Here is a 12,773-nt window from a genome sequence, read left to right as displayed (position 1 = left end):
CTTCGGGAATGTGAAGGCGCGCAAGGTGCGCGCGGATTTCTGCGTCGATACAATGCCCTCAGGAGAGGCGGTTCGAGAATGCGACGACATCGGGCGCCGCGAGTCGCCCGCCCGGGGCACGGCGGCCCCGCCGAGAGCAAAGTCAAAGAAGGCGCCGCGGGCGAGGGGAGCGAGGCCGCAGCGGGACCTTCGCCATCCACTGCAGCGCAACAATGACGCTGTATGGGCGGCTTCGGGCGGTTTGACGTACGGACAGCGTTTGGACTTCCAGCCTCCTCGACGGGAGCGGTCTCGATCGGCGCCGCGTACCCATGTGGAGATCCGATATGCATCTTCGATCGTTTGGCTGGATCTTCGTTCTGGGTTCTCTGGCGCCCGCGTGCACCGGGCAGCTCGGCGACCTGTCCTCGAGCGCGGCTGGCGGCGAGACCGGCAGCGACGTTCCCCCGCCTCAGGCCGACGGGAGCTTGCCGTACGCGGCGCCCACGCCCGCCTCCGCGGCGTTGCGCGCCCGCACATGGCTGCTCACGCCGGAGGAGTACGGCCGCTCCGTCCAGGGCTTGCTCGGCGTGTCGATCGACGTTTCGGACATGGATCCCGTGCCGGACAACGGCATCTATCCGAACATGTCCACCAGCGGGCTCGTCCGCGTGACCCTTGCCGAGCAGTATGCGGCCAAGGCCGAGGCCGCGGTGCTCGCGCTCAGCGATCGGCAGCTCAGCGCGCTGATTCCGTGCGGCAAGGTCGACGCGACGTGCAAGGCGGACTTCGTGCGCGCGGCGGTCAGCAAGGCGTTCCGGCGGCCCGCGACGGCGGAGGACCTGACCAATTATGGCGAAGTGTTCGATCTCGCCGCCGAGTCCGGGGATCCGGCGCTGCCGTTCCGCTGGGTGCTGAAGGGCGTGCTGAGCTCGCCCTATTTCTTGTACCGGACCGAGATCGGCGCGCCGAGCGACGAGGCGAAGGCCGCGTTCCGGCTGACTGACCACGAGATCGCGACCTTCCTTTCGTACAGCGTGCTCGGCGAGCCGCCCTCTGCGACGCTGGTCGCCGCCGCCGATCGCGGTGAGCTGGCCGATCCCGCGCTGCTTCCTGGTCACATCGACCAGCTGCTCTCGACGCCGGGCGCCGCCGACCAGCTCGGTCACTTCCTCGTCCAGTGGTTGCGGTTGCACACGTTCGAGGCCGAGGTGGAGAAGTTCGAGGACGTGTTCCCCGGCTTCGCCGATGTGAAGGGGGCGATGTTCGCCGAGACGCAGCGCTTCCTCCGCGCGAACGGGGGCATGGAGGGCTCGATCGCGAGCCTGCTCACGGCGCCTGTACCCGAGGCCGATCCAGCGCTCTCCGCGTTTTACCGCAGCGACGCCTCGGGCGCGACGGACACCGCGCGGAGCGGCCTGCTCTCCCTCGGCTCCGTGCTCTCCAAGACCGCCAAGCAATACCTCACGTCCCCGACGCTCCGCGGCCTGTTCATCCGCGATCAGCTGCTGTGCCAGCACATCACGTTGCCCGAGAGCTTCACGCCGCCGCCGATCGAGGAGAGCGAGCTGCGCATGACCCCGAAGACCACGCGCGAGCTGTACGAGACGCACAACGCGCAGGCGGTCTGCAAGAGCTGCCACGCGCTGATCGACAACGTCGGCTTCATGCTCGAGAATTTCGACGGCGCGGGCCGCCATCGGACGCTCGAGCAGTACAGGAGCCCGTCGCTCACCGCGCCCATGGCCGCGCCGCAGCCGATCAACGCGGTGGGGCGGCTGCTCAACACCGACGTCGACGGCGAGTACGACAGCGCCGCGGGGCTGGGAGAGGCGCTGTCGCGCAGCACCTGGGTCCGCGAGTGCGTGGCGCGGCAGGCGTTCCGCTTCTATTTCGGCCAGGTCGAGGCTGCGCGCGGTATTCCGCCGGTCGTGCAGGGCACGGCGGCGCTGGATCGCACTGGCCTCCTGCGCGACCTGCTCGTGGCGCTCCTGTCTTCGCCGAGCACGGTGGAGCGCGTGCGCGACTAGCTACGGCCATCGAGGATCGAACATGCCCAGGCGCTTCGACGTATCCAGACGAGACATCCTGAAGACGGCGGCCGGCGCGATCTTCCTCGGGCCGCTGCTGCGCCACCGCGAGGTCGAGGCGCAGACCGTCGTGCCCAAGCGGCTGGTGCTGATCTTCACGCCCGACTCGCATCCGCCCGAGTGGTGGCCGACCGGCAGCGGGTCGACGTTCCAGCTCCAGGAGCCGCTCGCCGATTTCCGCGGCCTCGAGAGCGACATGTTGTTCTTGCGCCGGCTCGACCATGCCTGGACGGTCGGGAATCACCACGAGGCCGGCATGGCGCAGCTGTTCACGGGCGCGCGCTTCATCGACGAGAGCTCACACCACGCGAACGGTCCGTCGCTCGATCAGATCCTGCTCAAGAGCTCCGACCTGCGCGGCGGCACGCCGCTCGCGAGCATCCACCTGTGCGTCGCCGATCGCGGCGGCGCCGACAAGCGCCATATCATCTCGTACAGCGGCCCCGGCCAGCCCATGACCCACACGGCCGACCCCGCGCGCGCGTTCAGCACGATCTTCAGCGGCGTCACCTTCGACGGCGCCGCGCCGGCGCCCACGCCCGGCGCCATGCCGGACGCGGTCGCGGCCGCGAAGCGCCGCGCCGACCAGCGGATCCTCCAGATCAACACGCGCGAGCTCAGGACCATCCAGGGCTTCCTCGGCCAGGCCGAGCGCCAGAAGCTCGAGCTCCACGTGGAAGCGCTGTTCGAGCTCGAGAAGCGCATCGCGGGCATGGGCGGCGGCACGTCGATCCCGGCCGGCGCGGCGTGCGAGCGCGCGGACACCTCCGGCTACAACGGCAGCACCAACAACGCGACGACGATCACGCGCTGGGCGCAGATCCAGGCCGACATCATCGTGAGCGCGTTCACGTGCGATCGCACGCGGGTCGCGGACTACCACTTCAGCTTCTCCGGCGGCCACCACGAAGGCCTCCTCGGCTTCGGCCAGAGCTGGCACGACGTGGTCGCGCACGTCAGCCGCACGAACGACAGCGTCAGCGTCGGTGGTCAGTCGATGACCACGCGCCAGGCCTTCATGCTGTTCGATCGTTTCTGGGCGAGCCACATCGCGTACCTGGCGAAGAGGCTCGCGGGCATCCGCGAGGGCAGCGGCACGATGCTGGACAACACGATCCTGCTCTGGGGCGTGGAGAGCGGCACGAACCACAGCCACAACCCGCGGGACATGCAGTACCTGGTCATCGGCGGGAAGAACCTGGGCGTGAACGTGGGCCAGTACATCAACAACACCACCGCGCAGAGCTCGAACAAGCTGCTCACGTCGGTGATGAACGCGCTCGGCCACGCCGCGACCGGCATCGGCATCGAGCCGAACTGCGGACCGCTGCCGGGCTTCCTCGCCTGACGCCTGATCGAGGCGGGGCGGCGCTGGCTCCGAACCGTCCTCTCTCGAGCGAGAGGCCGGGAACAAACCGCCAGGGCTCCCTGTTCGATCGCCCATGGCGCGACGTGTGATGGGCTGGGTCCTGATTCTGTTCACGCTGGCCCTGGTGGGGTGCGATCATGCGACCAAGGCGGTCGCGCAGGCCGCGCTCGAGCAGCGAGGTCCCCTGTCGATCGTGCCGGGGGTGCTCGATCTCCGCTACGCCGAGAACCGCGACATGGCCTTCAGCCTGCTCCGGGGCATTCAATCGCCGGCGAAGGTGGCGATCCTCCTGGTGTGCTCGATGATCGTCCTCGGCGTGGTGATCCTGGGCTGGTGGAGCAGCCGCCGCGCTTCGATCGCCGAGCAGGCCGGGTACGCGCTCATCGTCGCCGGCGCGGTCGGGAACGCGATCGATCGCGGCGTCCGCGGCTACGTCATCGACTTCATCCACCTTCATCGCTGGCCGGTGTTCAACGTCGCTGACATCGCCATCGTGGCGGGCGGGATCCTGCTCGGGATCGCGATGTTCCGGCGTGCGCGCCAGGAGCCGCGCGAGGTGTCCTGAGCTTCGCCTCGTGAGACCGTCTCGCCCGAGCATGCCGGCGCCACGAGCCGCTCGGCCAGCGGCGGCGAGACCTGGCGGAAGAGCATGCGTACCGCATGTCTTCCGGTCCGATGTCCGAGAGTTCTCGAGAAAATTGGCCGTCCGGTAGCCCCGCTGGGCTCAGGTACAGAGCAGCTTCTTGAGCTCATCCGCGGTCTTGGCCTTCGCGCCCGCCAGGGCGGCGGAGGCGATCTGCTGCGTCTCCTTTGCCCTGGAGCAATCGTCAGGCCGGTTGGGCGCCTGCTCCAGCAAGGGGCCGAGCTTCTCCGTGGGACCTTTCGCGTGCCTCTCGATGCAGAGCACGGGCTCGCCTTCGTGAAGATAGTACCGGCGCTGCGTGAGGCTGCTCGTCGTCGCCGGCTTGTCCGGCGTGCCCCTCGTCCCGTCGAAGGCCCAGGATCCATCGCCGTGCAGCGCGAAGACGAGCTTGCCCTGGTCGAAATAGAGCTGGTACGTCGACTCGCCGTGCCCCGCGTCGGCGGCCGCGATCTCCGCTTTCTGGATCGCGCCGTCCGCCTGGTACAGCCGCAGCTCGCCGCGTCCCTCGCCGCCGGCGCACTCGAAGCGGAGCTCGCTTCGCGTCAGGTCCTTGCGGGCCTGGATGTCCTGATACCGGGCCCTGATCTTCTGGATCCGCGGATCGTCGAGGCTCACCTTGGAGCCGCCGGCGGTGTCCGTGGCGGCCTGGGGGGCTGCCGCGGGCGCCGGGCTCTCTGCGGCGGAGGTGCCGGCCGGGGGCGTGGTCGCGCCGGGCGCCGGAGCTCGGCCTGGTTCTGCAGGGGCCGCGGAGACGCTCGCCGACGGGGTGGGAGAAGGCGAGCTACACCCGACGCCGACGGCGACCAGCAGGGCGATGGAGGACCGGCTCATGAGGACCCGGAACGCCTGGTGCGACCGTCCCATTCGGCGGGTCGGGTTACCCGCCCTTGTGTCGAAATTCCACGAAGAACCGCACCGGGCCGTCGGGGTCGACGTGGTGCAGCACCTCGGGGACGACGATCCCTGGGGTCTCCGGATCGAGAGAGAGCTCTCGACCGCCGAGCCCATCGATCCGGTAGCGGAGCCGCCCCGAGAGCACGTGGATCACCCCCCATACGCCGGACTTGGTGGAATGGTTCTTTCGCAGGCCGGAAGGGATCGTGACCTCGTCGAACTCGGCCGTCCGCTTGTACGCGACCAGCCCGTCGGGCATCTCGAGCCGATCGCAGCGCACGCAGTCGAGCTCGGTGCCGAGCATCGAGGCGCGGCCCTCGGACGTGACGACCCAGGGGCGCGAGAGGAACGGCGGCTTGTGCCGGACGTGCTGGCCATGCCCACAGCTCAGCTCGGCCACCCAATCGTTCGCATCGTCCTGGTGGTAGCCTGTGATCGATCGACGCATCGTCTCTATCTATTGACCGTTTTCTGGATGTTTTTCCACTCGATCGGCGTGCAGCGTGTCCGGAGCCAGCTGCGCCTGCGCATCGTCCACCTTCGTCGCCTGCGTCAGCGCCGCCACGTCCGGGTGCGCCGCGGGTCCCGGCGCGACGCGGCGTCTCCCGCTGCGCTCGGCGCCGCCGTCGCGCGGAGCTCGGCTCCGCAGTCGCCGCGTCGCCGCTGCGCCGAACCGCGGTCGCTGCTGGTATAGAGGCGCTCATGACCCTCCTCCGAGACGTCCTTTCAGCGCTCGAGTCGATCGCGCCGCTCCGGTTCGCGGAGTCCTGGGACAACGTCGGCTTGCTCGCGGGCGACCCGGCGCGGCCCTCGTCGGCGGCGCTCCTCGCCATCGACTACACCCCCGAGGTCGCCCGGGAGGCGCGCGATCTCGGCTGCGATCTCGTCGTCGCCTACCATCCGCCCCTCTTCGAGGCCGTGAAGCGCGTGGTCGCGCCGAGCCCGATCTTCGCGGCCATCCGCGACGGCATCGCGCTGTACTCGCCCCACACCGCGCTCGACGTCGCCGAGGGCGGCACCAACGATGTCCTCGCCGACGCGCTCGGGATCTCGGCGGACCGCGCGCCGCTCCGGCGGGCGCCAGCCAAGGCGTGGCAGCACAAGCTCGTCGTCTTCGTCCCCGAGGATCACGCCGACGCGGTAGCCGACGCCCTCGCCGAGGCGGGCGCGGGCCGGATCGGCCGGTATTCACGCTGCAGCTTCCGCACGCTGGGGACGGGCACGTTCTTCGGGGAGGAGGGCGCGAGCCCCACGGTCGGCGAGAAGGGCCGGCTCGAGCGCGTCGCCGAGGTGCGGCTGGAGATGGTCCTCCCCCGCGACCGGACCGCCGCGGTCGTGCAGGCGATGCGCGCAGCGCACCCCTACGAGGAGGTGGCGTTCGACCTCGTCGAGCTCGCCGCCGAGCCGCTCAGGGCCGGCATCGGGCGGATCGGGCCGCTCGCCGGCGCGGCGCCGGTCTCCGAGCTGCTCGGCCGCATCAAGGAGGGCCTCGGGGTCGACGCCTTGCTCGTGGCCGGCCCCGAGCAGCGCGCCGTCTCCCGCGCGGCCACGTGCGCCGGCGCGGGCGGCGCGCTCCTCGAAGACGCCATCGCACAGGGCGCCGAGCTCTACCTGACCGGTGAGCTGCGCCACCACGACGCCCTCCGCGCGGCGAGCGCGGGCGTCACCGTGGTGTGCGCGCTGCACTCGAACAGCGAGCGCGCCGCGCTGAAGCGCCTCGCCGAGCGCCTCCGCGCCGCGGTGCCGTCGCTGCGCATCGAGCTCAGCGCGCGCGACCGGGATCCGTTCTCGATCCGCTGACGCGCGGCTACCTTGACCTGGGTCGTATCGCCGCCCCACTGGGCGAAGAAGGCACATTCTGCATATGCGTACGGTGTTTGGACTCCTGCTTGTCGTTGCCGGGATCGCTACCGCTGCTTCTTGTGGATCGTCTCCCCCTGATCCGGGCCCATGCACGGATGCGCCTCTCATCGGGTTCGCCAACCAGGGAGCATTGTACCGGCACGATGAGTCTGTCAACGTCTTCACCGAGGGGGTGGAGCGTGCTCGCCAGCTCGGCGCGCGGGCAATTCACGTCTCGCTCCGTCCCGACAAGTCGACCCACGAAGGGACCGTCGACTCCGAAAGGTGGCTCTCGGTCAGCAGTCCCTTGGAGGCGGCGCAGCGGCCCTTCGTCACCCGCGCGCTCGGCGACCCCAGCCTCAGCCTCGTTGCGATGAGCGTCTCCGCCATGACCGGGCCGGGGAGGTACATCGAGAGCATGTACCACGGAGCCAGCACCGGTACGCCGGAGACGGTGCTGCAGCTCGAGAAGCGACAGCACTACGAGCTCGCTCGCTACCTCCTCGAAGAGTACAACGGAACGAAGAAGACGTTCATCATCAAGAACTGGGAGGGCGACTGGCTGTTTCTCCGCGCTCAGGCGAGCTGCTTACCCCAGCCGCCAGCGGCAGACGTGAAAAAGGCGATTGAGTGGTTTCGCGCGAAGCAGGAGGGGGTCGCGCAGGCTCGTGCCGCCGTGGCGTCGGACGTCAACGTCTACTTCGCGGTGGAGGTCAACCGCGTGCGCGAGGCGCTGGGACTCGAGTGCAACGGCGAGCAGCTGCGCCTGTCGCACCTCCTGCCGTTCATCGGGCCGGACATGGTGAGTTACTCGTCGTACGACTCCATGCTGCAGGGGGTGAACGACGCCCAGACGCAGATGGCCTTGACCCAGGCGCTCGACTTTCTCTATGCCGACGTGGCGCAACGTAACGCGTTCATTCGACTCGTGCCGGAGCTGGCCGATTTGCCGACCTTTCCGACGGATCCGATGGCTCTCGGCAACGGGCAGGTCATCATCTCCGAGTTCGGTCTGCCGGAGCTGGAATATCCAGAGGCCGAGGTGCGACGTCGCATCAACAATGTGCTGAACGTCGCACGGGGTGGGCGGCTGGCTGCAGCGTTCTACTGGCAGCTCTACGATAACGAAGGCCGGGGGTTCTATCTCTACAAGCCGGATGGGACGGAGTCGGTCGCGCTCGACGAGCTGAAGCGCAACGCGGGCTGGTGCCCTGGGGGAGATGGAAGTGGGGGCGGCGGGGCAGGGGGCGCCGGCGGCAACGATGCAGGCGGCAGCGGCGGGGCAGGGGGAGATGGCGGCGACGGTGCAGGCGGCAGCGGCGGAGCAGGTGCCGCCGGTGGGGCAGGGGGCGCCGGCGGCGACGGGGCAGGTGGCAGCGGTGCTGGCAGCAGCAGCGGGGCAGGTGGCGCCGGCAGCGGATCGGGCTCGGGCAGCGGGGCAGGAGGATCGAGCGGAGGGATGCCTGGCGCCTCCGATGTGGGTGACCCCCACATCGTCACGTTCGATGGATTGGCCTACGATTTTCAGGCGGTCGGCGAGTTCGTCGTCCTCGAATCCACCTCGGGAGCACCGCTCGCCGTTCAAGCCCGCCAGGGATCTCTGGGCACATCGCGTCGCGTCTCGGTCAACACGGCCGTGGCAACCGCGCTGGGCGCCGACCGCGTCGCGCTCTATGCGGGGAGATCGCCTCCGCTCTATTTGAATGGAACCGCGACAGCCCTCGCGGACGGCGCCGCCCTCACCCTGGCCGGTGGAGGCCAGGTGCTCCTGGAGAGCAGCAAGTACACGCTCAACTGGCCTTCGGCCGACGGCGAGCGAGCCGAGATCACGGTGGCCTCGGATCACCTCGATCTTCGGCTCCTGCTCCCTCCATCACGGCGAGGACAGGTTCGCGGGTTGTTCGGCAACTTCAACGACGATGGCTCCGACGACGTCGCCACGCGGACCGGCGCGGTCCTGATCTCGCCGACGTTCCAGGAGCTCTATGCCTCCTTCGCCGAGAGCTGGAGGGTCGCCCGGGAGGAGTCTCTGTTCGACTATGCCGAGGGAGAGAGCACCGACACCTTCACGGATCGGACGCTCCCCGAGCGGCCCGCTTTGCTCCGCGATGTGCCGGACGACCAGCGCGCGTCGGCGAGGCAGGTCTGCAGCGACCGGGGCGTCACGGACCCCACGCTCCTGGAGTGGTGCACCCTCGACGTCGCGCTGAGCGGTGATCCGAGCTATGCCGACAGCGTCGCGGCGGCCCAGCCTCCGAATTCGACCTTCGAGGTGCTCGTCAACCTCGCGGCCGCGAGGCCCGTCACGGCGGACGGAGCGCCGCGAGGAGATCTGCAGTTCGTCACCGATACGATGTTCGCGCCGGAAGGTCAGCCCTGGGATGATCCGATGTATTCCGTGGTCACCCCCGAGGGCACGTCGCTCGCGGTGGACCTGGGAGCGATCTACTCCCTCGCTCGCGTCGTGGTGCAGGCCGACAACAACGACGAGTACCTCGTCGAGTCGTCCACGGATGGGGTGACATGGGTCCCGCTGGCGGCTGTGCCCACGTTCGGGGGCGTCGGGACGCGCACGCGGCCGGCCTATGCGCTCCCGCGGAGGGTCGAGGCTCGCTACGCGAGGATCCGGGCGACCTCCGGAGACGCGTCGTACTCCGTCTCGGAACTCGAGCTCTATGGACCGGTGAATCCCGTCGGGCCGTGAGGTGACCCGCGCGCGGCCAGCGAAGCCGCTGGACGAAGCGGCCCGCAGCGATCAGCTTGCCGGCCCTCATGCGCGACCACGGCACGCCACCCGCCCCCGACCTGCGCGCGGACGCTCTTGCACCCTCGCCCGGCTCGCGCCGCGGCGCGGGCGTCTGGTCCACGCTCCGCGACGCGGTCCGCGGCGGCGAGCACGACTTCACCGCCGGCTCCATCGACCGGGCGATCGCCCTGCTCGCGATCCCGATGGTCATGGAGATGCTCATGGAGTCGCTCTTCGTCGTGGTCGACGTCTTCTGGGTCTCGCGCCTCGGGGCCGATGCCGTCGCCGCCGTCGGGCTCACGGAGTCGCTCCTCGCGCTCGTCTACGCCATCGCGATGGGCCTCGCGGTCGCCGCGTCCGCGACGGTCGCGCGGCGGGTCGGCGAGGGGCGCCACGAGGACGCGGCCGCCATGGCGGGGCAGGCGATCGTGCTCGGCCTGCTCATCTCGCTGCCCATCTCGGCGGTCGGCGCGCTGCTCGCCCCGCGGCTGCTCGCGGCGATGGGGGCGACGCCCGGGGTGATCGCGCTCGGCGCGCCGTTCGCCTCGATCATGCTGCTCGGCAACGCGACGATCCTGATGCTGTTCGTCATCAACGCGATCTTCCGCGGGGCGGGCGACGCGGCGCTGTCGATGCGGGTGCTCTGGCTCTCGAACGCGCTGAACATGGCGCTCGGCCCGTGCCTCATCTTCGGCCTCGGCCCGTTCCCGGAGCTCGGCGTGGCCGGCGCGGCGGTCGGGACGACCCTTGGCCGCGGGACCGGCGTCGCGCTGCAGGTCTTCTTCCTCACGCGCGGCAGCGGCCGGGTGAGGGTGCGAGCGCGGCACCTCGTCCCCGACCCGGGGGCGCTCGCGGCGCTGCTCCGGCTCTTCGCGAACGGCGCGCTGCAAAACGTCATCGGCATGGCGAGCTGGAGCGGCCTGGTGCGCCTCATCGCGCCCTTCGGGAGCGCGGCGCTCGCCGGGTACACGATCGGGATGCGCGTCATCGTGTTCGCCATCCTGCCGGCGCTCGGGCTCTCGAACGCCGCCGCGACCCTGGTCGGGCAGAACCTTGGCGCGGGGCGCCCCGACCGGGCCGAGGCCGCCGTGTACCGCGCGGGCATCTGGACCACCGTCATGCTCGGCGCGGTGGGCGTCGCCTTCGCGGTGGGCGCCCGCGCCATCGTCGGCGCGTTCACGGACGACGCCGAGGTGCTCCGGTTCGGCACGCAGACGCTGCGGATCCTCTCGTGCGGGTTCCTGTTCTACGGCTTCGGCCTGGTGTTCACGCAGGCGTTCAACGGCGCCGGCGACACCTGGACGCCCACGCTGCTGAACTTCGTCTGCTTCTGGCTCTGGGAGATCCCGCTCGCCTGGGGCCTCTCGGGCGCCGCGGGGCTCGGCCCGGCGGGCGTGTTCGTCGCGATCGCGGTGGCGTTCTCGACGTTTGCCGTGGCGGGCGGGCTCGTGTTCCGCCGCGGCGCGTGGAAGCTGCGGCGCGTCTGAGCCGCGCCGCGGCGAGCGGCCGCCGGGCCGAGCGGGGCGGCGCCAGGCTCGCCAGGCTATACTGAGCCATGGAAGCGCACCGCCTTGAGGCGACGGTTCGGTCGGATGGAACTCTGACGATCGAGGGGCTGCCGCTCGGCCCCGGGACGAGCGTGGAGGTGATCGTGCTCGTCAAGGAGCGCCCTCAGTCTTCGGCATACCCGCTGCAGGGAACGCCATACCGCTTTGACGATCCGTTCTCTCCGGCAGAGCCCGGAGGGTGGGAGGCGGAACGATGATCGTTCTGGATACCCACGTCTGGGTATGGTGGGTCCAGCGCGACGAGCGCCTCAGCTCTGCCTGGGCGGAGTTGATACGGCGGAGCGAAGCGAATGGCCTCGGGGTGAGCGCGATCTCCTGCTGGGAGGTGGCGAAGCTCGTCGAGCGTGGACGGCTCGCGCTCCCGTGCGACATCGACGCCTGGCTCAGAGCTGCGCTGGCGTATCCCGGCGTGCTGCTCCTACCGCTCGCGCCGAGCATCGCTGCTGAATCGACCCGGTTGCCCGGCGAGTTCCATAGCGATCCTGCGGACCAGAACATCGTGGCCACGGCTCGGATTCACGGCTGTCCTCTGCTCACCGCGGACGCGAAGATCCGGGCGTATCCGCATGTGAACCTCGCCGACGCATGCTATGCGTGCGTCGACATTGAATCGCACGTCGAAGCGGTCGCCCGGCGCCGTTACCGCGCTGGCCGCGCGAGCCAGGCCTCGATGAGCTTCCGGGCGATGCTGAGCGGCGGCGGCAGGAGCGGCAGCGCGTCGCGGTGGAACCAGCGCGCGTCCTCGAGCTCGCGCGTGTCGACGCGCAGCTCGCCGCCTGCGTAGCGCGCGGTGAAGCCGACCATGATCTGGTGGGGGAAGGGCCACGGCTGGCTGCCGAAATAGACGAGTTCGGCGACGTCGACGCCTGTCTCCTCGTGGACCTCGCGCGCGACGCACGTCTCCAGCGTCTCGCCCGGCTCGACGAACCCGGCGACGAGGCCGTACATGCCCGCAGGGAACCGCGCCTGGCGCGTCATCAGGACGCGCGGGCCGTCCTCGACGAGCACGATCGTCGCCGGCGTGATCCGGGGGAAGTAGTTGCTCGCGCAGCGGACGCAGCGCTTGACGCGCTCGTCCTGCCCGGTCTCGAGCGCAGTGCCGCACGCAGCGCAGTACTGGTGCGCCTTGTCCCAGTGCTGCACCTGGTACGCCGTGCCCGCGATCTCGAACAGCTCCGGATCGATGCGCCCGTGGAGGCGCCGCAGCGAGACGTAGGCATACCCCGCCGGCGCCGGCGCGCCCTGCGCGAGCTCGGCGGAGCGGCAGGCGCGCCCGTCGAGCTCGCCGAGCGGCTGCGCGCGCGTGACGATGACGCCGAGCTCGGCGAGATCGGCCGCGATCGGGATGTCGAAGCGATCGCCGCCGCCGTCTTCTGACGCTCGCGCGCGGACGAGGAGGTCGTCGCCGTGGAAGGCGAACCACGCGATCTCGGCGGGCGCCGCGCTCGGACGGCCGAGCCCGGCGCGGAAGCGGGAGGACGGCATGGCGTTACCGGGGGCAGAGCCGCGCGGGCTCCCCGTCGAGGCGTCGCTCAGGTGAGCCGATCGGCTGCATGCGGGGGAGCCTAGCGTCTCGATGGAGGCGGCGATACCGCGACGTCGCGGGAAGGAGGAGGTATGGGCGTCGCGTCGCGGCTCAAGC

General features: G+C 70.2%; 9 protein-coding genes and 1 pseudogene. 7 read left to right on the top strand and 3 right to left on the bottom strand.

Annotation, left to right across the window (positions count from 1 at the left end):
* Nucleotides 1-326: 326 nt before the first annotated feature.
* From WMF27_RS22005 to lspA, 3 genes are all read left to right on the top strand, one after another.
* On the top strand, nucleotides 327-2,009 hold the full coding sequence (locus tag WMF27_RS22005) for a DUF1588 domain-containing protein (RefSeq protein ID WP_437766926.1): 1,683 nt from the start codon (nucleotides 327-329) through the stop codon (nucleotides 2,007-2,009).
* A gap of 22 nt (nucleotides 2,010-2,031) precedes the next feature.
* Complete coding sequence (locus WMF27_RS22000; protein WP_437766927.1) at nucleotides 2,032-3,417, top strand: DUF1552 domain-containing protein; 1,386 nt, start codon at nucleotides 2,032-2,034, stop codon at nucleotides 3,415-3,417.
* A gap of 94 nt (nucleotides 3,418-3,511) precedes the next feature.
* Entirely contained in the window at nucleotides 3,512-4,003 is a 492-nt protein-coding gene (gene lspA / locus WMF27_RS21995; protein ID WP_437766928.1) for a signal peptidase II, read from the top strand.
* 159 nt (nucleotides 4,004-4,162) lie between these two features.
* On the opposite strand, the gene WMF27_RS21990 is transcribed toward lspA, so the two are convergent.
* Both WMF27_RS21990 and WMF27_RS21985 read right to left on the bottom strand, forming a co-directional pair.
* On the bottom strand, nucleotides 4,163-4,912 hold the full coding sequence (locus WMF27_RS21990; protein ID WP_437766929.1) for a hypothetical protein: 750 nt from the start codon (nucleotides 4,910-4,912) through the stop codon (nucleotides 4,163-4,165).
* Between the two features lie 46 nt (nucleotides 4,913-4,958).
* Complete coding sequence (locus tag WMF27_RS21985; RefSeq protein WP_437766930.1) at nucleotides 4,959-5,423, bottom strand: DUF3565 domain-containing protein; 465 nt, start codon at nucleotides 5,421-5,423, stop codon at nucleotides 4,959-4,961.
* A 254-nt stretch (nucleotides 5,424-5,677) separates the two neighbouring features.
* Between WMF27_RS21985 and WMF27_RS21980 the strand changes: the two genes are divergently transcribed.
* From WMF27_RS21980 to WMF27_RS21965, 4 genes and pseudogenes are all read left to right on the top strand, one after another.
* The gene (locus WMF27_RS21980) at nucleotides 5,678-6,775 is read left to right on the top strand and encodes a Nif3-like dinuclear metal center hexameric protein (protein ID WP_437766931.1); all 1,098 of its coding nucleotides are present in this window, start codon (nucleotides 5,678-5,680) and stop codon (nucleotides 6,773-6,775) included.
* 193 nt (nucleotides 6,776-6,968) lie between these two features.
* The gene (locus tag WMF27_RS21975; protein WP_437766932.1) at nucleotides 6,969-9,521 is read left to right on the top strand and encodes a VWD domain-containing protein; all 2,553 of its coding nucleotides are present in this window, start codon (nucleotides 6,969-6,971) and stop codon (nucleotides 9,519-9,521) included.
* Between the two features lie 68 nt (nucleotides 9,522-9,589).
* Nucleotides 9,590-11,050, top strand: coding sequence for an MATE family efflux transporter (locus WMF27_RS21970; RefSeq protein ID WP_437766933.1), 1,461 nt, complete (start codon nucleotides 9,590-9,592; stop codon nucleotides 11,048-11,050).
* A 274-nt stretch (nucleotides 11,051-11,324) separates the two neighbouring features.
* Nucleotides 11,325-11,684: pseudogene (locus WMF27_RS21965) on the top strand (type II toxin-antitoxin system VapC family toxin); the annotation flags it as partial.
* A gap of 86 nt (nucleotides 11,685-11,770) precedes the next feature.
* On the opposite strand, the gene nudC reads toward WMF27_RS21965, so the two are convergent.
* Complete coding sequence (gene nudC / locus WMF27_RS21960; protein WP_437766935.1) at nucleotides 11,771-12,616, bottom strand: NAD(+) diphosphatase; 846 nt, start codon at nucleotides 12,614-12,616, stop codon at nucleotides 11,771-11,773.
* Nucleotides 12,617-12,773: the final 157 nt, after the last annotated feature.

The organism is Sorangium sp. So ce281, from assembly GCF_051527395.1.
Taxonomy (GTDB): Bacteria; Myxococcota_A; Polyangia; order Polyangiales; family Polyangiaceae; genus Sorangium; species Sorangium cellulosum_B.
This window is presented reverse-complemented; position numbering and strand designations above follow the sequence as displayed.